The 20,892-nt window shown below is 38.0% G+C and carries 25 protein-coding genes; 5 read left to right on the top strand and 20 right to left on the bottom strand.

What is annotated here, in order from left to right:
* The first annotated feature begins 8 nt into the window (after positions 1–8).
* On the top strand, positions 9–119 hold the full coding sequence (locus tag ACI3E1_RS07400; protein WP_405024879.1) for an LPXTG cell wall anchor domain-containing protein: 111 nt from the start codon (positions 9–11) through the stop codon (positions 117–119).
* 126 nt (positions 120–245) lie between these two features.
* Here the strand turns inward: ACI3E1_RS07400 and ACI3E1_RS07395 are convergent, their stop codons facing one another.
* The 3 genes from ACI3E1_RS07395 to ACI3E1_RS07385 form a co-directional block, all read right to left on the bottom strand.
* Entirely contained in the window at positions 246–1,067 is an 822-nt protein-coding gene (locus ACI3E1_RS07395) for a hypothetical protein (protein WP_405025016.1), read from the bottom strand.
* Between the two features lie 13 nt (positions 1,068–1,080).
* Positions 1,081–1,701 (bottom strand): tyrosine-type recombinase/integrase, encoded by a 621-nt coding sequence (locus ACI3E1_RS07390; RefSeq protein WP_405025015.1) that lies wholly within the window; start codon positions 1,699–1,701, stop codon positions 1,081–1,083.
* 374 nt (positions 1,702–2,075) lie between these two features.
* Entirely contained in the window at positions 2,076–2,489 is a 414-nt protein-coding gene (locus ACI3E1_RS07385) for a YopX family protein (RefSeq protein ID WP_405025014.1), read from the bottom strand.
* A gap of 493 nt (positions 2,490–2,982) precedes the next feature.
* Between ACI3E1_RS07385 and ACI3E1_RS07380 the strand changes: the two genes are divergently transcribed.
* The 3 genes from ACI3E1_RS07380 to ACI3E1_RS07370 all read left to right on the top strand — a co-directional run bounded on the left by ACI3E1_RS07380 (position 2,983) and on the right by ACI3E1_RS07370 (position 4,828).
* Positions 2,983–3,987 (top strand): hypothetical protein, encoded by a 1,005-nt coding sequence (locus ACI3E1_RS07380; protein WP_405025013.1) that lies wholly within the window; start codon positions 2,983–2,985, stop codon positions 3,985–3,987.
* Positions 3,988–4,051: 64 nt separating this feature from the next.
* Positions 4,052–4,306, top strand: coding sequence for a hypothetical protein (locus ACI3E1_RS07375; protein WP_405025012.1), 255 nt, complete (start codon positions 4,052–4,054; stop codon positions 4,304–4,306).
* Positions 4,307–4,357: 51 nt separating this feature from the next.
* Complete coding sequence (locus ACI3E1_RS07370) at positions 4,358–4,828, top strand: hypothetical protein (protein WP_405025011.1); 471 nt, start codon at positions 4,358–4,360, stop codon at positions 4,826–4,828.
* Positions 4,829–4,912: 84 nt separating this feature from the next.
* On the opposite strand, the gene ACI3E1_RS07365 is transcribed toward ACI3E1_RS07370, so the two are convergent.
* From ACI3E1_RS07365 to ACI3E1_RS07345, 5 genes are read right to left on the bottom strand one after another with little or no spacing between them, the layout of a single operon-like run.
* Entirely contained in the window at positions 4,913–5,095 is a 183-nt protein-coding gene (locus ACI3E1_RS07365; RefSeq protein ID WP_405025010.1) for a hypothetical protein, read from the bottom strand.
* A gap of 17 nt (positions 5,096–5,112) precedes the next feature.
* Positions 5,113–5,652, bottom strand: coding sequence for a hypothetical protein (locus ACI3E1_RS07360; RefSeq protein ID WP_405025009.1), 540 nt, complete (start codon positions 5,650–5,652; stop codon positions 5,113–5,115).
* A 2-nt stretch (positions 5,653–5,654) separates the two neighbouring features.
* The gene (locus ACI3E1_RS07355) at positions 5,655–6,767 is read right to left on the bottom strand and encodes a hypothetical protein (protein ID WP_405025008.1); all 1,113 of its coding nucleotides are present in this window, start codon (positions 6,765–6,767) and stop codon (positions 5,655–5,657) included.
* 14 nt (positions 6,768–6,781) lie between these two features.
* On the bottom strand, positions 6,782–7,882 hold the full coding sequence (locus tag ACI3E1_RS07350; protein WP_405025007.1) for a hypothetical protein: 1,101 nt from the start codon (positions 7,880–7,882) through the stop codon (positions 6,782–6,784).
* 11 nt (positions 7,883–7,893) lie between these two features.
* Positions 7,894–9,339 (bottom strand): hypothetical protein, encoded by a 1,446-nt coding sequence (locus ACI3E1_RS07345; protein ID WP_405025006.1) that lies wholly within the window; start codon positions 9,337–9,339, stop codon positions 7,894–7,896.
* A 142-nt stretch (positions 9,340–9,481) separates the two neighbouring features.
* Between ACI3E1_RS07345 and ACI3E1_RS07340 the strand changes: the two genes are divergently transcribed.
* Complete coding sequence (locus tag ACI3E1_RS07340; RefSeq protein ID WP_405025005.1) at positions 9,482–10,564, top strand: hypothetical protein; 1,083 nt, start codon at positions 9,482–9,484, stop codon at positions 10,562–10,564.
* A 142-nt stretch (positions 10,565–10,706) separates the two neighbouring features.
* On the opposite strand, the gene ACI3E1_RS07335 is transcribed toward ACI3E1_RS07340, so the two are convergent.
* From ACI3E1_RS07335 to ACI3E1_RS07280, 12 genes are all read right to left on the bottom strand, one after another.
* Positions 10,707–10,850, bottom strand: a complete 144-nt coding sequence (locus ACI3E1_RS07335) for a hypothetical protein (protein WP_405025004.1) — start codon at positions 10,848–10,850, stop codon at positions 10,707–10,709.
* A gap of 5 nt (positions 10,851–10,855) precedes the next feature.
* The gene (locus ACI3E1_RS07330; RefSeq protein WP_405025003.1) at positions 10,856–11,233 is read right to left on the bottom strand and encodes a thioredoxin; all 378 of its coding nucleotides are present in this window, start codon (positions 11,231–11,233) and stop codon (positions 10,856–10,858) included.
* Positions 11,226–11,873, bottom strand: a complete 648-nt coding sequence (locus ACI3E1_RS07325) for a hypothetical protein (protein WP_405025002.1) — start codon at positions 11,871–11,873, stop codon at positions 11,226–11,228. Before ACI3E1_RS07325 ends, ACI3E1_RS07330 begins: the two co-directional genes overlap by 8 nt.
* Positions 11,874–11,889: 16 nt before the next feature.
* Positions 11,890–13,083 (bottom strand): phage tail tip lysozyme, encoded by a 1,194-nt coding sequence (locus ACI3E1_RS07320; protein WP_405025001.1) that lies wholly within the window; start codon positions 13,081–13,083, stop codon positions 11,890–11,892.
* A gap of 156 nt (positions 13,084–13,239) precedes the next feature.
* The gene (locus ACI3E1_RS07315) at positions 13,240–14,520 is read right to left on the bottom strand and encodes a hypothetical protein (protein ID WP_405025000.1); all 1,281 of its coding nucleotides are present in this window, start codon (positions 14,518–14,520) and stop codon (positions 13,240–13,242) included.
* 13 nt (positions 14,521–14,533) lie between these two features.
* Complete coding sequence (locus ACI3E1_RS07310) at positions 14,534–14,827, bottom strand: hypothetical protein (RefSeq protein ID WP_405024999.1); 294 nt, start codon at positions 14,825–14,827, stop codon at positions 14,534–14,536.
* The gene (locus tag ACI3E1_RS07305; RefSeq protein ID WP_405024998.1) at positions 14,814–17,252 is read right to left on the bottom strand and encodes a DEAD/DEAH box helicase; all 2,439 of its coding nucleotides are present in this window, start codon (positions 17,250–17,252) and stop codon (positions 14,814–14,816) included. Before ACI3E1_RS07305 ends, ACI3E1_RS07310 begins: the two co-directional genes overlap by 14 nt.
* 12 nt (positions 17,253–17,264) lie before the next feature.
* Complete coding sequence (locus ACI3E1_RS07300) at positions 17,265–17,441, bottom strand: hypothetical protein (protein WP_405024997.1); 177 nt, start codon at positions 17,439–17,441, stop codon at positions 17,265–17,267.
* A 12-nt stretch (positions 17,442–17,453) separates the two neighbouring features.
* Entirely contained in the window at positions 17,454–17,657 is a 204-nt protein-coding gene (locus tag ACI3E1_RS07295) for a hypothetical protein (protein ID WP_405024996.1), read from the bottom strand.
* On the bottom strand, positions 17,651–18,190 hold the full coding sequence (locus ACI3E1_RS07290; RefSeq protein WP_405024995.1) for a hypothetical protein: 540 nt from the start codon (positions 18,188–18,190) through the stop codon (positions 17,651–17,653). The genes ACI3E1_RS07295 and ACI3E1_RS07290 overlap by 7 nt, the downstream gene beginning before the upstream one ends.
* A 15-nt stretch (positions 18,191–18,205) precedes the next feature.
* Entirely contained in the window at positions 18,206–19,681 is a 1,476-nt protein-coding gene (locus ACI3E1_RS07285; RefSeq protein ID WP_405024994.1) for a hypothetical protein, read from the bottom strand.
* A gap of 15 nt (positions 19,682–19,696) precedes the next feature.
* Positions 19,697–20,884: a hypothetical protein gene (locus tag ACI3E1_RS07280; RefSeq protein ID WP_405024993.1), complete on the bottom strand. Its 1,188-nt coding sequence runs from the start codon at positions 20,882–20,884 to the stop codon at positions 19,697–19,699.
* Positions 20,885–20,892: the final 8 nt, after the last annotated feature.

Genomic DNA, 20,892 nt, shown 5'->3' with positions numbered 1-20,892 from the left:
ATCAGCAATTGCCAGATACCGGTGATCACCAAGCAAAAGGAACAGCCCTGTTCGGAATTGTATTGATAGGGTTGGGACTAGGATTTGCAGAATTATGGCGAATTAAACGGATCCATTAAGTTTAGAATCCTATTTAGGTGAATTCTAAGAAAGAAGCACGTTATCGTTTATAAACGAAGCGTGCTTTTATGTTGTGGTAATTTTATTAAAAGACGTAAAGGTAAATACAAATAATTGTTAAGTAGTCAGTTGTCGATTTTGATTTTATAGAGCTGCCAATGATCAATACTCCCAAGTTCTCTGAGAGAGTGCTTAGTAAGATATGCGAAAGGTGAGGGCGGGTAATTTAACGCTAACTGGTCATTTTGTGTTAGAGGAATTAGCTTCAAACCATTGTTAATGAAGTAATCATACTTACCTTGTATTTTATTCTCGGGAGTTACAGGGAGTGTAATATAGAAAGAATATTTTGTTCCTGGGAGTTCATGGGAGTTGTGAAGGTGATAGTTGATAATTGTTCTGATATTAGCAACGCTCCGTTCATAGTCCGGATCTTTTTTATTAACTCTCCATGCAATTCCACGGATAATATTGCCGATAAGTGAATGTTCCGGAAAAAGGGTGAATGCAAAATGTACGTGATTTTCCTTCTGATTAAATGGTTTAAAAAAGCTTAGTCGCAGTTCCAGAGGAGAGATATTAAAATACCTTGCCGTTACACGCATTGCTTTAATGAGTTGTCCTTCGCGGTATGAAATAAATAGTAAATAAAAGATCCATAAGGCCGAAACAAATAAACCTAAATGGAAAATACTGTTTAAACGGAATAAAAATCCTCCGATAATTAAAATTAGGCCAAACCAAAGCGTTCGTTGTATTCGCTGTTCTGCTCGTACAAAAGGGGGATAAGACTGGTAAATGAAATGCGACAAGATTTTATTTCGTGCATTACGAATATGCGAAATTCCTTTGAATACTTTGGTTAAAGGCTTATCAACGGAATTTGTGGGAGCAGGGTTATCCTCCGTAGGATTCTGGAGAGTATCATTTTTAATTTTATCTTCCATATAAATGACCTCCTTAAAGCGAAATATCATGGAACCGATTCATCTTCTTTTGCATCTCTTCATCATCTAAACCGATGTAGTGTCGCGTTACTGAAATACTGGTATGATTTAAAATATGCTGCAAAGTGACAATATCACCGGTTTGTTTATAGAAACGATAGCCAAACGTTTTCCGGAGAGTGTGGGTATTAACGTCTGGAATACCAGCATGAGCAGCAGCTTGGTTTAAAATGGACGCAAATTGGACGCGTGAAAGAGGCTTACGGTGATTTTTAGAAGACGGGAAGAGCCATTGTGAGCGATTACCGCGTTTCTTTAAATACAGTTGTAAAGCTTCTTTTGTTTTAGGAGTTAAAAAAACATCGTGAGCTTTGTTATTACTTCTAGTATGGTTGGTTTTAATGTCAACGTTCCGAAAATTATCAACCATATGACCATTATCATCGAAAAGGGTTGTTACCTTTAAGTTCAAAATATCAGAGATTCGCATACCGGTATTAAAACCGACAATTGCAATGGTTTTATTTCGAAGCCCTAATTTCTTGTTTTTGGATAATTCATCTAATAAACGTGAGATTACGGCATCATCTTTAATAGGTTTGACGGAGGTAATCCATGATTCGTTTTCTTTCATTTTTTGACCACGTTTATGTTTATGGTTTGTAGTTGTTTTTCGTGTCCATGAACGTGATTTACTTTCTATCATCTATTTATCATCTCTATGTTTGTTTGAAGTAGGGTACATCTGTCGTTCAAATTACCTGTTATTAAAATTCTTATTTTAATGACAGAAGTCATCATCATACATGTTATGTTGATTAGGTGTCATGTTTGACAAAACACTATGAATATCATTATGCGAAACGTTTTTCTTAGTTAAATACGTTGTGATAGCGTTCTTAGACGATAAACGCTTGGTTAAGCGGCTTAATACTGCCACTAATGTTAAACAATTGTTTCCCCCATTTTAGTGAACCTCCTTTGGATAATGCGTTAACTATTATTTAGCTAACCTTCATACCGTTGTCTATTTGTATCTTTGTGAACATTGCTGACAACTTTATTAGTAAGGAATTCAATCGTGCCAGTTCCATTGTTAACCATTCTATCTACTGTCGTAAATGATGAACCGTTGCTATCGTAAGTCATAAAATTGCCGTTTTCTAAAACAATTAAAAGGAGTTTTTGATAGCCCGCGACTTTTGTTACTTGTACAATGTCATTTTCGTATATGAGTTGACCATTCTTATCCTTTACTCCGCTACATTGTTCTAATGTATAGTGTTCGCTGTTATTAATTTCTGCAATACTCATTACGTGCGTATCGCCAGAAGGAAGACAAACCTTTAACCCATTTTCTACGTTATAGATATACTTCTTTTTAATTTTATCCCAAGCGCGAAATCTGTATTTATCTTGCATTGCTACTCCCTCCTAAAATTCTTTCGGCTATAGAAGTGTCGCAAAATAATAATGAATATTAAGTAGATTATTTTGTTCTTGGATAAACATGTTGTTTATATAATCCTAAAACAACTGTATATACGGAATAAACCAAAATACTCTAACTAATGACCTTAGTATATCACTACTCATTAAAGCCTGCCATTACTTATTTTAGAAGTAATGGCAAACGTAATTAGCAATTACCGTAAACTCCTGTTATTTAAGCTCTTATGGCGCATAAATGCCATGCACAAAAGCAAGGCTCAAAAATGTTGATTTTATGGGGTTTCGCTTTTTTGTTAATTCGATTTCGTGTAAATTTTTGCTTGATATATTGGTGCTGAGAGACGCATTTTCGTGCGGCGTTCAGATAGAATGATTAATTATCCCATTGAATAAGCGTAGAATGCGCATTTAAAAATAGCCTCTTTCTGGTATAATATCGCTGGAGAAAATTGTTTGTTGGAAGGTGGTTTGTATCAAACAGAAATCGCAAAAAGAATGGGATAACGAGAAACACATTTTCTATTTAAACTACTTGGCCGTTCGACTTAAAATCATTACTGCATTGGATCAATCGTTCTCTTGGGCAACGGTACACCCGATACTAGCCTGCCTGCTCATAGCGGCTTTAAGCTTTGGGGTTTATTCAACCTGGATTGACTTATTTGGCCATGCTGGTTTTCTGATCACAGTATTGTTTTTGTTAGTATTTTGCGGCTCGCTCTATCTGGCCTACTTAATTATTCGTTGGAAGTGGATTGACTATAATAATGAATGGATTTTATCAACTGTTCGTGTTCCACAGGATTTAGTTAATCTAGATTATGTATCAGGAGAATATCCGATCATTCAGGTCAATAATGGTCAAAGTACATTAAACATTAACGACTGGGAAACGTGCCATGTAGAATTTCAACCGTTAGATGGTTTTCAACGAACATCAGGAGCTGTAACGGCATATTTAATGTCGGCGAATGTTACTGATGATTCCATGCGAGTACGGCAAACACTACGGCCAACGGGTTGGAACAGTCATTCTATGTCGAATATTAAGGGTGAAGCGCTTATTAATCGTGGACATCTGATTGGGTATTCGCTAACTAAAGGAATCCAGCAAAATGGTCAATATGATCGCTTCAAAGTTACGGGTGACCTTGATAATCCATATAATCTGTTTACACAAACTTCGTTTTGCAACCAAGAGCTGCAGAACATCTATGAACTACGGGTTAAGCATTCACTGGAACACGGTGCACGTGTGATTCTTCAAGCCCAACCAGTCTTTCGCGGAACAGAGTTGATGGCTCGAGGTGTGCATATTCAAGCGGTCGGAACCGATGGCTTGGATTTTAATGTCTATCTATTTAACGTGGATCAGGGAGTTAGTTTCGATTATCAGGATGGGGCTCCATACGTTGATTATAAAATGTTCGTTCCAACTCCGAAAAATGCTCCACGATTTAAGAATTAACGAAAAGGTTCGATATAAAGTTTTTTTGAACTTATTTTTATTCATTAAAGGATGTGAATTAACCATGTTCAGCACATTAAACCACTTTAGTGGCCTTATTTCTGCAATTATTGCCCTGATTGCTATTATCGTTACGTCTTTATTGACTAAGCGAGCTAATGAAATCGAAGAAAGAGCTAACAAGGAAACGAAACGTGCTAATAAAATTGCAGAAAGAGCTAGCAAGGAAACGAAACGTGCTAATGAAATTGCAAAGAAAGCTAATGAATTAACTAAGCAAGTGTTAGCTCAAACGAAGGTCACTAGTCCTCTAATTTAAAAAAAAGAAACACATGATTTAAAAGAAGAAACACATGAAAACCCGAAAAGATTGATTGAATTTACAACAGATACGAATGGACCATTTACTGGTCAGGTATTAGCGCCACATATTAAGATTGAAGGCGGAATTATCTCAAACGTTTACTTTTTTTCCCCAGATAATAATGGCGGTATCACCACTTTGACCATAGAAAATAGCGAAATGGTAAACTCACCAGAAATCATGGAAATGACGTTTAATAATAAAGTCTCCAGGGCATACGGATTGTCGAAACTTAATATTCACAACAATCTCGCTTTCTATATTATTTTGGCTAAAGGCTTTAGTAATGACTGGGCTAGTTATATAGTAACCTATAAATTTTATGACAACTATAAGCACTATTTTTTTGGTGTAAATCAGCCTAACATCCTAGTCTCAACTAATTATGATGATTTATCAAAATGCGATATTGACACTATCAAGGAGTTCTATACTAAAGTTATGCGTCGTCTTAAAGAAATTAACTTTATTAGGTAGGTAGTAAGCGCTGTATTTATTATTTTAGAATACAAAGACCAGTGTGACAGTTTGTACATTAACTTGCTTCACTGGTCTTTGCTTTTACGCGTTGTATTTTTCAAAGAAATCATTAAAGGCTTGTACAAGATCAGGTTTAAGCCGTACCCTAACCTTTCCGTTTGTTATGCCACTAATGATAAGGGTTCCACCCGAAACCAGGTGGCATAATTCGTCGCGTGAAAGTAAACAAGTTGTCTTGTTTTCGTTTGTATTCTGTTCTGACATTCTAAAGACTCCTCAGATTATAAAACCGAAATAAGATGAATCACACAAAAGATGAACAAAATTCCACCAGTGACAATAATAAATATTAATGGTAGAACGTGAAGCTGCGTAAAGGCGTTAACCATATCACGCTCTACATCGCTATCATTAAACCATTCTCGAAAAACAGCCATCGAGATTGCATTATATAGTTGGCGTGGAAACTGGATTAATACGGTACAAATAATTCCTGTTCCCGCAAGAATAATTAGGCCTTTCATGATCCCCCAAGTTAGAGCTAAGCTAATGGTTGCTCCCGTTAGAATCAGTAAGAGCATAAAGGTAATCCCGGCTTTGATTAATTGAAGTCCCGCCGTTGCCTCGTCGGGGTTATTAATTTGAGTAAAGAGCTTAATAATGCCGATAATGATTAAGGCAATCAGGGCAACGAGGATCAGCCATCGCAACCAGGTAATCGCTGTTGCGGAACTGGCATTAAGATGGATTAATGAGCTTTTATGAACCGCGTGATGTACTGCGGATTGTTGGTTATGATATGCTTGTAACCCTGTATTCATAATTAATCACCTTTACTCTGTAACTTACCAGCTCCATACAGAATTGGATATGGCATGTTTACTGTGGACTTAAACTTGTCACTCTTCCCCATTTTGATTTTTGGCATATAGAATGATTTGGAACTAATTGCCTTTGAAGTCGGAATAATCGCGTAAGTCATTTTCTTGGCTGGTAGAAAAAGCGCATAGTTGTTATATTTGGGCGCCATCATCGTATCATTGCTATTGCCAGCAGCAAGCTGTAATGAAGATAATGGTAATGTCATTGCTTGGTTTGTTTCATTATCAACGGTAATCATAATGTGATTTTTATCCGCATAATCAATTCCAATATGCAAATCTAAGTAGGAAGGTCCGTAATCTAATGACTTCACTTCCTGGATAAATTGCGGATCCGACCTTAACATTGTTCCGCTTACCTGACTATCATCATCAGTTGATGAAGCGCTACTACTCTGATTCTTAGTTTGCAAGTATTGGTCTATCACTTGTTGGATATTATTATAGTATTCACTAATAGTGATTGGCGCATCACTAGCCAAAGATGTCTTCAGGTTATCGGCAGATATGTTGTTACCGATTGCTGATGCTTTTAATTGTTTTCCATTCGGCATCGTAAATTCTAGTTGTCCCTGAGCAATTTCTTTATCAGTATACGTTTTCGCCTGTTTATGACTTAACTTAAACGTTAAGAAAGTTTGGAACTGATCATTACTATTCATGTCCAATTCAAATTGAGATGAGGTCTCGTCTGTAGGACTATACATACTGAGATTTTGATGAATAACTTTCTTCTCCGTAACTGTTCGGAAAAGCTTTTTAACCGGAACTTCTTTTGTATGCGCCAACCGGAGATGAATATTTGAAGAATCAAATCCAAGAGCACTTTGGCCATTATTCTGAAAAGCAACGGGTACTGTAATAAACTCACCGACTCGATACGGTTTCCCTTGAGCCATTAACGCACTGATTTGTGCTTGCTGACTTTGTTTACCGTTGCCGTTATCACCGGGGATCATACGAGTAATTTGTTGTTCACTATGTTGGCCACACCCAGTAAGCAGTAATGGAATCCCGGCAATCACAACTAAGACACCTATCTTTTTATGATTCACTTTATTCGCCCCTTTTATAGTACAATCCGGGATAATTTTGGCTTATCCTGTTCATTCTTCGCCGGTTCATAGTGGTAAAAACAGTTACTAATTTGGCCTTTACCGACTTGTTCATCGAAACGAACGCCGTTATCATAGCCATTTCCAATTAACAAGAGTAGCTCTCCAGAGCCGTTATAACCTTCATAAAGCGCCTTAAAGTCACTTAACCGCGGAATTTGGGAAACACGAATGACACCATATTGCTGCACTTTGTAATCTGCGTAGCTTTCCGGTAACGGCTTCACACCATAAAACCGTGGGTGAAAGCGTCTAGCATAGCGAATAAGTGTATTCTGATTGTAGGTGTATCCTGCTTCCTGCTTACCCAGCCGCTGGTTGTTAACCAATAGCTTCATTTGTAGTGGTAGGTTAACAACTAATTCAAGCAGTGTTTGTTCGTCCTGTTCAATCCAACAGTGGTATTGCACATAATGATGGCGGTCAACTTCAACCTGCGATTGAATAAAGCTATCCTGTTTTTTTAGCAGATAGTCGAAATCATAAACTTGCCAGCAATGAAGATAGTTTGCGTAATTATCGTTACTATTCAGCGCTGGTGGAAACGTCTGTGACATTTCGGGTTCCTGGTGACGAATTAACTCCCGTCCTCGTTCGGTTAAAGTATACGCATCTGATTCGCGTACCTGTTGAGGATGCTGTTGGCCATCTTTATCGGTGTAGGCGTCAGCGGTAATACTGAAACGTAACCGTTCGACTAACCCTAACAAGCAGAGTAAACGCAAATCTTGGGTTGTCCGTTTTTGCGGATGATTCGTTCCGTAAAATTCTTTATTCTGCCATGTATATTGATTTAACTGGTAGAATAAGAGACTTCCATATTGGCCCAACATATTTAGCATATCTAACATCATACGATGTTCTGATTGCGTTAGCATTTCATAAATTACATGAATTAGACTGTCGGAACCACCATATTTTGGTGCTAATGCTTGCACGCGGTTTAGCTCATGCATTGACCGATTTGGTGTGTATCCGTAAATTGTATGGTCAAAGTGAAGTGTTTTAAGCACTTCTTGTTCTTGGGAAACACTGTAGTTTGTTATCTGCTGCATAGTTCACACCATTATTTATCATCGGAATCTGATCCATTTAGACGATTCTCAAGTTCATCAATAAACTGTAAATCACGGGGACTCCGCCGCTTATTTTGGGGTTTAATTGATAATCGTTGAGCGGATTTGTTAATGGCCTTTTGTGATGGCATAGTATAAGTTCCTTTATTCAACGCCATTTGATTATCCTCAAATTCACGGGCAATTCCAATGATAATAACAGGACGTTTAACGTTCTGTAACGACTTTAAATCATGAATCCGAGGGTCCAGTTGACAATATACCGTTGTATGCTTACGAACATCGTTTTTTGTAAGCTGTAAGTTACGGGAAACACCTCGGAATGAAGGATTTGCTGCAAATACGCGTCCGGGTGCAAGTTCAACCAGGACACCTGTCCGATTGCTAATCCCGTAAACATAGCCTTTCACCGTATTTCCACGAATTGCATTAAAGAGTTTTCCTTTCTCTTCGGAAGCAAAACCTGGAATATCTTCTCGGCTGATTCCGAGCTCGAAGTACGTTCCTTTGATTCCTTTCTGCTCATTATCAATTTCACGCTCGATGATTTCGGTAAAGCGGAAGTTAATTTTTTGACCCTCCTGGAGAAACGGGATGTCGTTAACGTGTTGCCACCGATACCGCATAACTAAGTTATCAACGGATGTTTTAATACTCAGGTAACCCTTCCCTTCGCGAGTTAAATCAATTGTAACTACAACCGAATCGTCACGCGGAATCAGCCGTTCGATAAATCCAGTCCGTGTGTAGTTCAAGAAAGCATCTTGATGATTAACACTTTCAGCTCGTAATTCTGCACCAATTTGGTATTCTGCCGATTGGATTGAGCCGAGTGCGTAAGAAGTTGGGAGATTACCGAATTCATTGTCGTTATCCCGGTCGAATAACGCTGTAATAACAACTGACTTACGCTGCCCTCGCATTTGCGTTAAAGTTCGTGGTTGCGTTAACCCGGCCTGCCGCGCTGGAACATACACACGTAAGCCATTGTCTAAGTGCACTACCACGTAAGCATCTTCACCGTAGCCTGTCCTTTCTGGGAAAATAATTGGATCCATTGAAATTTCGTCAACGATTCCAGAATAAATATCCTGTTTTGGCATCCGTCGCTCGTTTGGGCCACTTACGAAACTTCGTTGATTATGAACCTTATTTAATGAATTACGTAGCGTTTGCACCAGTTCTTCTGATGGAATTGGATACATCACGTCGGCGTTTACCATTTCTTCAAAACTTGGTGCATTATATTCGCGTTGCTGCCTATTTGACGGTTTACTTGTCTTATCCGTAGCTTTAACTTCCGATTTTGATTCCAGAATATCTTCTGGTGCTATTGTTCCTTCTGTCGAAGGACTTGTTTCTTTTTTAGTTTCTGCTCCCTGTTCACTTAGCTTTTTACGTAAAGCTTGCAATTTTTCGTCTTCTGGATTTACCATAATAAACCTCCTAAGAATTAGAATAAACTGTAATTACAGTATATTCGGGTATTTATCTCTATCGTCGATTATACTATAATAGCAATGAAAAACCAGTATTATTTAGTTAACAGTACATTCTAATATAGAAAGGAACAATGTAATGAGTTTTTTTAATAAACATCATAATGCTAAGGAACCAGTAGACATCAGCACTACATACGTTAGTGAACGGACAAAAAAATATGGTTCTCTTGTAGAAATGTTACAAGATGCAAAACAGCCAGATAAGGAAGCTGATATTATACCTGAACAACTTAACTTAACTTCTGTTGAAAAAAAACAACAATCTGGCAATGGAGTCGAAATTGAATTGCCGGACAATAATAAGCAAGATAGCATCACAAAACAATTAACTGGTGGTAGTCGAGATAAGCGTGGTCCACGGCAGAAAGCCTATGATCAATTGCAGGATCAGATTAAACAAAAACAACAATTAATTGTTTCTCTTATAAATCAAGGACGTGACAACGAGGTGCGAGAGGAGCAAGAACGATTGGCCGAACTAAAACAACAATTAGACAAATTATTTCCAACGCAGGATACTGCTGTTGATGGTCAAACTGATGAGCCGCAAACAACAAATGATGCTCCGAAGGAAAACGAAAATCAAAGTGAGGACGAGGCTTACAAGCATGTCTTGGAAGTAATCAATAGATTACGTAATAGTGGAGGCTCCGGTCGAATGGAAGATTTTCGCGCTGCTGCAGAAAAGCAATTAACCACGCCATTGGAGCGGCAATATTTTAATGAAATATGGGAAAGCCAAGTACAACTACAGAAAGCAACCCAACAAGAAACGAATCAATTTACAACAGATGATCCTGCGCAATCGGGAACACCAGTTACAACTGAGGATGAACCATTCCGTATTCGAGCAATTGAACCCGATTTTCAAACAGAAACGGAATTAATTATTAACCAACAATGGTTATCACGGTTCCGGGCAGTCTTAGTTGGCAATAACATGGTAATGTTCAATGACGCTGCTAATAACCGTTTTGCTCTTATCGATAATCCGGAAAGCGCGAATGCTTTGTTGCAAAACAGTCCCACCGCTGAATATGTGCGAGTTTCAGACAACTTCAATGTTTTCGCTTCACAGTTTCAAGCATGGTTAAATCGTCAAACTTTTGCTCAACAGGATATGGTATTTCAAAATAAATATCGTCTTCTGTTCGATTAGATTCGCAATATGAATTTTTATTAAGAAAAGACCTCTTGTCATAACAAGAGGTCTTTTCTATACATACGTTGCGCAACATAAAGTACATTCACAGGCAGCTAACTTGTAGTATTGCGCTTCTTAAACTTCTTTCGAACTGCATTTATAAAATTGCTAAGTTGCCCGTTAAGAATAAAACACCAGCTAATATCAAAACAAGTGCTGCAACTCGAATAGCATAAATTCCTGGACGATATACAAAGAATTCAAGGTGTTTATCCAAATTACGTAAATGATCATCTTGCATTAATCTCAATCTCCTTTCAGTAAAATCAAAGCTATGTTTTTATAATTTGTTCCGCTGTATCTATGGCCTTTATTAACCATTGTTGGCACTGTTTTTAATTGGTAACGGTTAATGTATTTCCGATTGTGCGGATTGTTTAAATTCACCAAACAAATTTTGTGTTTAATTAGTTTACAAAGATATACTTCCATAAACACATGTTGACAATCTGGACAAGTGTCTTTGTAAAAAACAACCGTAGCTTTAGCGGGAATTACTCTTACTGCAGTTTGCTTAATCTCTTCCTTGTGCACTTGTTTTATAAGTAATAAGCTTCCATGGATGCTCATGCCTAAGATGACAACAAAAGCTGTTAAAAATCTTAGAATTCTGTTTTTAGTCACCGTTCATGATCCCCGAAAATGGTTCTGGATTAAAATACGTGAACTTATGCGTAGCAACGTTGTAGGTATACTTCACTTGCTGCGTACTGGTTGTATCTTTATTAAATGCGGTGTATCGTGTTGTAATCCAAACAAAGCCAGATACGTTGGTACCATTAATATCTTGAATACCGTTTTGAATTTCCGTTACTTTACTATTGGCATGGATGGAACGATAATCCTTCGCAGCAGATTTAATATCGTGTTTAGTTGGCAACTTACCGTCTAACGAAACACTTTTGAGGACTTTACGTGTCATATACTTTTCTGCTTTAGGATACCGGTTTGGGTAACTATATCCATCCCATGTGTATAAAGCGTTCACGGCACCGTCTAACCCCTTATTAGTTGCTTTCTTTACGTCTTTATAATTACGGACAGCTTTTGTTTCCGACAGTTGCTTAATTTCACGTTGCTGTGAAATTGCTTCTACATGTTGTTCATTTATTTTTTGGTGGAGCTTATACACCGTATGACCATTATTAGCCAACAAACCAATCGTAAGCACTTCTAGCACTACTAATGAAATAATTATCGGTAGAGAGTACTTTCGTGTCTTCTTTGTAAGTTGCTCAATACCAGAACTTTGCTTCTTATTCATTTTATCTAACCTCACTTTACTTAATTGGCTCTGCTAAAACAACGTCGCCACCATTTAATAAATAACCAAAATTGTTTTGAACTGTATTTTCATTAACACCTCCTGAACCTCCGCAACCACCTTCGTTAATACATTTGGTGGCATAACCATGCCAATTTTCAGCTAGAATTGCCGTGTGACCATTATCACCAGCACCACTACCCTGGTTAACAATAATGATGTCACCAGCTTTAGCATTCTTTTGATCAACTTGTTTTAGCCAATGATGCGGTCCTTTAGCATCAGCAGCCATTGTACCAGTGAACCAACCCATATGTGGTGGGACTTTGTATCCACATTTATTAAGTACTAACCAGACAAAACCAGAACAATCTGTTATTCCGTTCTTATTGGGATTTTTGAGATCTGATCCTAAAGTTGGACTTGGATGAACCTGGCCATAATGGAACCAACCCATCCAAGCGCGTGCCTGTGAGACAATATCCCCTGTTGCCCCCGGTGTACCATCGGCAGCATTGCAATCACCATCGTCGCCTTGAGCACCGTTAGAGTTAGTAGCCGCAAAATCTTTGGCTTCGCCCGTAGTCTTATCGTTTCCTTTTGCGAAAGCAGCAAACCATTGTTTAGCATCTTGTTGCCGGGCAGCAAGTGCTGGAACACCTGGACGTTCATAATCATGCAAAAACGAAGCGGCCGCTTCACTAGGATCAGTCATTTGTTTAAATTGATCATATGATTTCCCATCTTTAGAGATCCATTGTCCGCTATGTAAACATGAATAATCTAATGTTTGAATCTGCCCTTCAACAGTGTCGAAATTAAAATGTTGTTGCTGCGCAATTTGTCGGGCTTGGGTAAGTGTACTACCAGTAAACTGGGGTAATCCGTAACCACCACCGCCACCGATTTCCTCTTCATGAACGTTAAAATGGCCGCCAGATTCATATTGTAGATTTCCAATTGCTCCAGCGGCGGCTGCATCAGAATACCCAACTGCCTTAAATTGTTTCCAAGCAGCCTGAGCTAACTGTCTATCGTTACCATTGGCAGTTTGCCCTGTTGCGGGACCACCACCTTGACTTCCAGCGCAATTCCCTGATTGTTGCTGATACCAAACGCCGATTGTAATCGAAAAAATAAAGATCATTAATACGATAAAACTTCCTGCAAAGAAAAATAGCCTGCGGTGTTTCTTTAACGTATTAACCATCGTGCTGTAACAACGTATCCTTCTGCTTTATATTTTGAAAACCTGCATTCATAATGACCATACCTTTCCGAATATGCTTATATTATAGTATATTCGATTATGTTTTAATACAAAAATAATGGAATGCACTTTATTTAAAGCGCATTCCACATTAGTCTATGAGATGATACCATTTGGTAGCTGCTTGGCACGTAAGCCTGCAATCTGACGTCTAATATCCGCTTCTGTAGTAACAACGATTAGAACACTTGAAATCCCCATTACCATGCTTTCTGATAGACCTGCTAACTTTAATAGAATCATAGGTATAATCACCATTATCATAAAGAAAACGACGTTAATTGTTGCTAAGAACGATAATACCCGCCAAAACAAATGAATAGTACTGGTTGTGGGGTCAATACCTAAGATATACGCATTCATTCGTTCAATCCTTTCCGTCAAATTCTTAGGATAAAAGGTACAGAACGTAAAAATATATGTGAATATAATCAACATTATGCTATAAAACCCAATACTAGCCCATGATTTAAAATTAACGAGTACTACTAATTTCTTGCAGTACATCATTACGAATAAATTTATTACTTGGATCAGCATACCCGTTAAAACTACTGGCATGACATTTGCAATATTTAAACTTAATGGTAGGTTTCCTGATGTATCAATTGATGAATCTAGCTTTGCGAATTGCATTTTTAGCTGAAACGTAGATGACTGATACCAAATACAGATTGCGTTATACAATAAGAAGACCATCAGTACAATAAACATTACGGGTACCAGTTTAGAACCTAAAATATGACTCCAACCGCGAAGGATACTCCCTTTAAACTTTGCCGTTTCCAAAATCCCAACAATAATTGAACAGGAAATCAAATAATTAATTCCATTACCCAAACCATATAACGTGTTTAAATCACTTAACCATATAACAGTTAATGTGCTCGCTGTAATGATTAGCATTAATAATAAGCTTATTAGCCAGACTGGATAATTGTGTACGACTAAAAGCTGATTATGGGTTAACTTTTCAAGTAGTAATAGTGTTTCCCCAGCAAATACCAGCGTTAATGGTGCAGTTACAAATTTCATCATTTTCGCAATCTTTTGCTGACCATTTGGCCCCTCAGAAATTGCTTTCAATCGTGGTGAAATCCCCAGCTGCAAAAACTGAAAAATTAACTGGACGGTAATGTAAGGTGTCAAACCTACAAGAAAAATACTCCCCTCTTGAATATTTCCTCCGGCCACGATGGATAACATCTGTGTTAACTGATTACTATGATGTTGCATTGTTCTCAATAAAAGCGCATTATCCAGGAATGGTAGCGGAATCTTGGTAATTGCGATAAATACTATTGTGATACAAATCGTGACAAACATTCGTTTAGCAATGATGTGCTGTTTCCGAATATCAAGCTCTGTTTCACGCATAGTATGTCCCTCCTTAAAATAAACGGATTGATTTTAGCATTTGTTTTTCCCAATCAGCAAATAACTGGTCAATATCTGTTACTTGCTCTCCTGTATACTTTATCAGTTGCCTACCTAAAACCGGCTTATTATATGTTAAATATGCTTGAATTACATCTTGTAAGTAAGGATACATTCCAAGTTCAAAGTCAAGCTTCTTATCAGATGTTTGGGATAAAAGCGTGATTACTTGCTTACACCGCGTTGATTTACAGCCTTCGTTTGATAATTCTTTAAATTCCCTGATTAACCAATCACGATATTCCATTTTCTTCACTTCCGTCCCCTGTTCCAACTACATAAATCTTCATTTGATAGATCCGATTGAAAACTTCTTTTTCAATTTGAAGTAACATTTCCCTATATGCAGCACTAGCTTGGCGTTGGTATTCAACATATGGATTAGCTTGACGATAACCCTCCAACGTAATCATTTGCTTGAGATCATTTAGAAAACCAATTTCTTTACTCCATTTTTCATCAATAACTACCTGAAATAATTTGCTAACCATAATACGGAAGTTGTCTCCTGCTAATTTCTGATACGATTCCGCTTCACGGTTGTACCCTGTGATAAGGAACTGCTTAACTGCATCTAAACTGTCATATTGACGTCCCAACTTGATACGCTCACCAATACTCGGATCAACTAATTCTCGCTGGATTTTACGAGTTGCTTCCCGACTTACACTAGTACTAGTTATTCGACGAAAAAGCCTCTGCAAACGATGGCGTTGATTTAAAGCGTATTGTCCATTTAACTGAACGCAATCAAAGTAGTTAGTAATTACATCTGAATTAATCTTTTGTAAGACTTTAAGCGGTTCATAGTTTAAGTCAACAATTTTTCGGCGTTCGTGATAAATTGCCTCCCGCTCATGCGCAATCACATTTTCATATGTTAAGTCCGATTTTCGACTATCGTAGTTTTGCTGTGCAATTTCCTTTTGCGCAACGTCAAATAAGTGGATTAAATGCGAACTAGAAATTTCATCTGAACTTTCTGCATACTTTTCCCGGTAATATTCCAATCCGGTCGGTTTTATTCTCTTAAAAATGTCGTCTTCCAAGGACATGTAAATCTGAGTAACCCCTGGTTGACCTTGACGTGCTGCTCTTCCCCGTAACTGGTTATCAACGCGTGGAGAAGATTGCCTTTCTGTCCCAATCACAACGAGGCCACCCATTGCTGCAATTTCCTTTGAAATCTTTATGTCAGTTCCTCGACCAGCCATATTCGTTGCAATAGTAACTGCACCCTTCTTACCCGCATTAGCGACAATCTTGGCTTCATATTCTGGATTAAGTGCATTAAGAACTTCATGGTCAATTCCGTAATTATCCAATTGATCATGTAACATTTGAGAACTAAGGACACTATTAGTTCCTACCAGAACTGGCTGCCCCTTTCGGTTATACTTAACAATCGCTTCAGCGACTGCTTTAAACTTGGCTTGCATATTACCGAAAACTTTGTCAGGTAGATCTTTACGACGGTCTGGTTTATTAGTTGGAATAGGTAAGACACTTAATCCATAGATTGCTTCTAATTCGTCAAGATCAGTCATTGCAGTTCCGGTCATACCGGCAACCTTTGTATACATCGAGAATAAAGACTGATAAGTTATACTAGCCGAAGTCTGATTTTGCTTATGAATCATTGCATTCTCTTTAGCTTCAAGGGCTTGATGGATTCCTTCAGAAAAGTGATTCCCATCAAGAACACGACCAGTATTGGAGTCAATTAATTCAACCGCCTTGACCCCTTCTTCTTTGGAATCTTTGGTAATATAATCCACACCGTTTTCAAATAAATAATGGGCTTGTAAAGCATTCATAATATAGTGAACGTTGGCGCGTTGGTTAATAAACAAATCGTCCCCATACATTTGGCGTGCGCGATATACTCCACTTGGCTTTAGGCGAACAGATTGTTGCTCCTTTTCAACAATCACTTCTTCGTCTTTTAAATGACGTACAAAAACATCTGCTCGTTGATAGTCAGCACTAAGATTCCGTGACTTCCCCGAGATAATTAATGGTGTTCGAGCATTATCCAATAGGACACTATCTGCCTCGTCAATCAGAACGTAGTTAAAACCACGTTGGCGACGTTCGTTAGGACGTTCGACAAGATTATCATTTAAGTAATCAAACCCAACTGCTGGACCAGTCGTATATAATATATCGCTCTTATAAGCGACTTGCTTTTTACTTACGTTTTTTTCGTTTTCATCAGTAAAGCCAATTGACATGCCAAGTGCGTTATATAACGGCTTTAATTCCTCTGCATCACGTTTAGCTAGGTACGCATTTGCAGTAACCAAATGGGCGCCCTTTCCGCTAATTGCATTTAAATAGAGTGGCATTGTGGCTGTTAAAGTTTTACCCTCTCCTGTGTGCATTTCAGCAATCATATTATCATTAAGTACTATGGCACCCATAATCTGAACTTTATACGGAGTCATGTGTAAGATATGGGTTGCTACCGCACCAACAAGCGCATACGCATCTGGCAAAACATCAGCCTCTGTGGCTCCTTGTTTCAAACGTTTGCGTAACTGCTCAGTAATGCCTTTGTATTCGTCGCTGGCCAATTGTTGGTATTCTTTCGTTTTAGTTTGAATCAATTCCGCTAACTTTGCTAGTTCGGAAATTTTCTTATTCTGCAAGGAAAAATGACTTAATTTCATTCTCCGTACCCCCTAAAAAATACGTAGTACGGCTAAAACTAAACAAGAAAAAATAGCTAGACCACCAAATGTATAAAATGCCTCTAGAAAAGCAAACGGAATACTGTAAAAATGAATTTGATGATACATTTCTTTTAGTCGCTTTAATAATTCAAAATGCTTTTTAGTCTGTTTTTGTTCTTTTTCCATTACGAATGCTCCTTAGAGAGTTACTAAACATACAGTGACAATGAAAACTAATGCTGCTACCCCAGTTGTAATCATTAACTTTTTCTCCCGACGACTAAAGTTCGGTTCACTAGGGTTAATTAAACTATGCAGCTGGTCGTTAGTATAACTAGGTTGGATTAACGTTAATCCAATTACAATGCAAGCAGCTCCTAGACAAATAAATAGTTTTACCATTTAGCCACCCGCTCTAACCAGTACTCTGCTAACAGACATGCTCGTTCGTCTGTATCTGTTATTTTCTTTAAAGCTTCAAGTGCTTCTGGTGCATATTGACTCTGTTGATCCACTGGTAATCCGAGAATTACGCGTAATTCATCGAGGATCACAATAATTGTTCTGTATCCTTCGGCTATTTGTTGGGAAGCTTGAATTGCAAGCTGATCCAAATCACTAATCATTTGCCGCTCTTTTTTAGTTAGATCATTGGCTGTTAAATTTTTGATATTGGTTCCGCTGTTTTCCTTATTTACACACTTAAACCAAGAGTTAGCCACCGAAAGTACTAAATTTTTATGATATGGTAATTCCAAATTTAGTAATAATTGACTAGCCTTATCCATTGTGGAATTATTAGCCTGCTTATTCACAGCACATGATTTGGTATAAAATTGTAAAAGACTTAATGGATTATTTAGTACCTGATATCCATTATCAACCATCAACTTTGCACATTGATAAACGTAATCAAGTTGTTCTGCTTTACCCATTTGAATCGCTCCTTATTAGTTGTTAGTTAATTGCTTTAATGTCTGGTTATTCGACGACAAGGAAGCTTGTAATTTGTTCTTATCATCGTTCGATAAATTACCGTTCTTCAACTTATCCTGAATTTGTTGGTTAGCCTTAGTTAGCTGTTCATAAGCTGAAATCTGTTCATTTAGTGGTTTTAAATTAACCTCTTTTGCCATCTTTTTGGCCTCGTTAAGATTGCCTAGGGCGAGGTATGCCTTACTTAACATCACCTTTCGTTGCTGTGTTAAGTTTGCGTGTTTCTGTTCCTTAACTACCGTTTTCCATTGATGATGAAAATAAGCATAATCCAATTGAACTGATGCTGAAGGCTTCGACAGCGTTTCATAAACTGTATTCACAGCACTAATCTTGTCATTCACACTGTCTGCACCAAGAATGTAATTATCAATGCGTGTATCACTCTGCGGAAATTTTAATGCTGCTTTGGACCATTCATGCTTGGTTAGTAATTCGGCTAACGCTACCCTTGAATTCGTTTTTTCCTGTTTAGTAGCATTAGTTTGCGCACTCTGGCTTAACCCATTTTGAATAAAGAAAATGGCCCCGCCAACTAGTCCGCAAGCAACGATACAACCTAAGACGAGGGGCATAATCGAACGATGGTGTTTTACCTTTCGCTTTTCCTGTAATACTTTTTCCTTTTCAGTTGAAGAAGGCTTTTGGGGCTGTGAAAGCTCTTCTAACGTTGGCAACCGCTCCCCTTTTAGACGAGGTTTCCGCTTGAACTGTCTTGGAGATGCAGTATCCGAATCCTGTTTCGAATGTGTTGTATTTTCTGCCCCATCTTCAGAATCTTGATGTTCATTTGTTGGTGCTGATGTTAGCTGTTCTAACAGTTTGTCAATATCTTGTTTGTCAGTAGATAAATCTGCCGTTTCATGCGTTGCAAAACTCTGAGAGGGAGTATCTAATCCCGTCACTGTTGCTCCATTGGATATATTAGTAGCTGGATTTGCTTGATTTTCAATAACCGCCTGTGCCACTTTATACACCGTCATCGCATCATTGATATTGCTAGTCCTCCGTAGCTGATTAACAATCGCACTTACGTTGATCTGACCCTTACTATCGTTTTCTGGTTTGAACAAATCATATACGTTAAAAGTAAATGCAAGGGAAATCATGTTTGCCATATCAATTGGCAATTCTTTAGGAAGAAACAGCGCCAACCGTTTATTTATTTGAGGATCAGTTGATAATTTACGTGCGATTGTAGTTATTCCGTTTAAATAAACCTCTCGTCTCTCCTGAGATTTGCTCTTTAAATCAGACGTATCAATGTATGCGATGTCCACCCGACGTGGTTTGATTAACTCCAAGGTTTTTTCGGGTTCAATAATTGTTTTTAAACCATATGAAGCATTAACGTGTAATCCTCCAGATTCAAAAACACGATGCCACATATCACGTGCCCTTGGAGTTCCAAAGATGATTATTTCTTTCATACGAAACCCTCTAAGCTATTTATTAGTAATCAAAACGCAATTTTCAATTGGAACATGAATCTGTTCACTAAATAATCTAACTATACATCCAGCCAGTTGTTGCTCCTCTGCAGGATTAAGTTGCTCTGGACACTGACGTATATCATTTAAGCGCCGAAGTTCTTTATTTAATAGTTGTAACTCATTACCTCTACTTTGCACATCTTTTTGTTTTAAGGTGTCTAACGCCTTCCGGATCCTTTTTGATAATCTTAATAATTGTTGATCCCGGTTAGTAAAGCGTGGTTGCGATGAATCTAACCCTGATAAAGGAACATATTCAATAATTAGAATATTCGGATTAGCTTGTCCCGGTTTAAATCCATTCTGACGCAGATATTCTTGTGCAATCTTTGCGGTTAATTCGCCGCAATTCTTTCCTTGTTGAATTGCATGCCAAGATGTTCGGTGAACTGTGATCATTAATTGAGTATGGTCATAAAGATAGTATTCATGGTTAGCTTGATCGTAGCGACTAAAAGCCAAATCCCACTTTAACGCCCACTGTTCGGTGTTATTATCTGCAAACATTAATCGTCCGTTCATGACGGGGGTAAATTCGACACTAAGATTGGTTGGTAAACCACTCATCTTGGTAAAACTATCTGTTTCCGGGCAAATACCGAACGATTGCGCCACATCATTAATTCCCTGATTAAAACCTTTAAAGAAAAGGAATCGACTAACTTGCATAAATGATTCGTACATATTTTCAGCAATTTCCTCTAAGTAGACCAGAAAACGATTGTTAATATCATTTTTTAATGTCCGTTCAAGAACATCTGGCGAAGTAAGTGAACGCTGATAGTTTATGCTGGCATTTGCAGTAAACTCCTGGTTAGCAAACAAACTCACATCGATATTTGCTTCTACTGTACGAAGCCATTCAAAAGCCGCTGCGTGCCCTTTCCCAAAAGAGTAAGTGAATGCCCGCGGTAAACGGTCAATACAGGCATCTTTTATTTGGTCTTGTTGCTTCTTATCAGAATATGCTGGTTTAGTATGCTGAAGGATTTCCGTTGTTAGATAAACTCGAAGATAATTGATTAATTCTGAAAATTGACGCTCGTGTTGTTGGACGTATCTATTCCAAGTTTTATCTTCAAGTATTACTTCTTCTTCTTGAGTTGACATTACTTCTTGTCCATCTTTTATTAATGGCATGTGCACAC

Source organism: Ligilactobacillus sp. LYQ139 (assembly GCF_045033025.1).
Taxonomy (GTDB): domain Bacteria; phylum Bacillota; class Bacilli; order Lactobacillales; family Lactobacillaceae; genus Ligilactobacillus.
The sequence above is the reverse complement of the archived record's forward strand: the minus strand, read 5'-3'. Positions and strand labels throughout refer to the sequence as shown.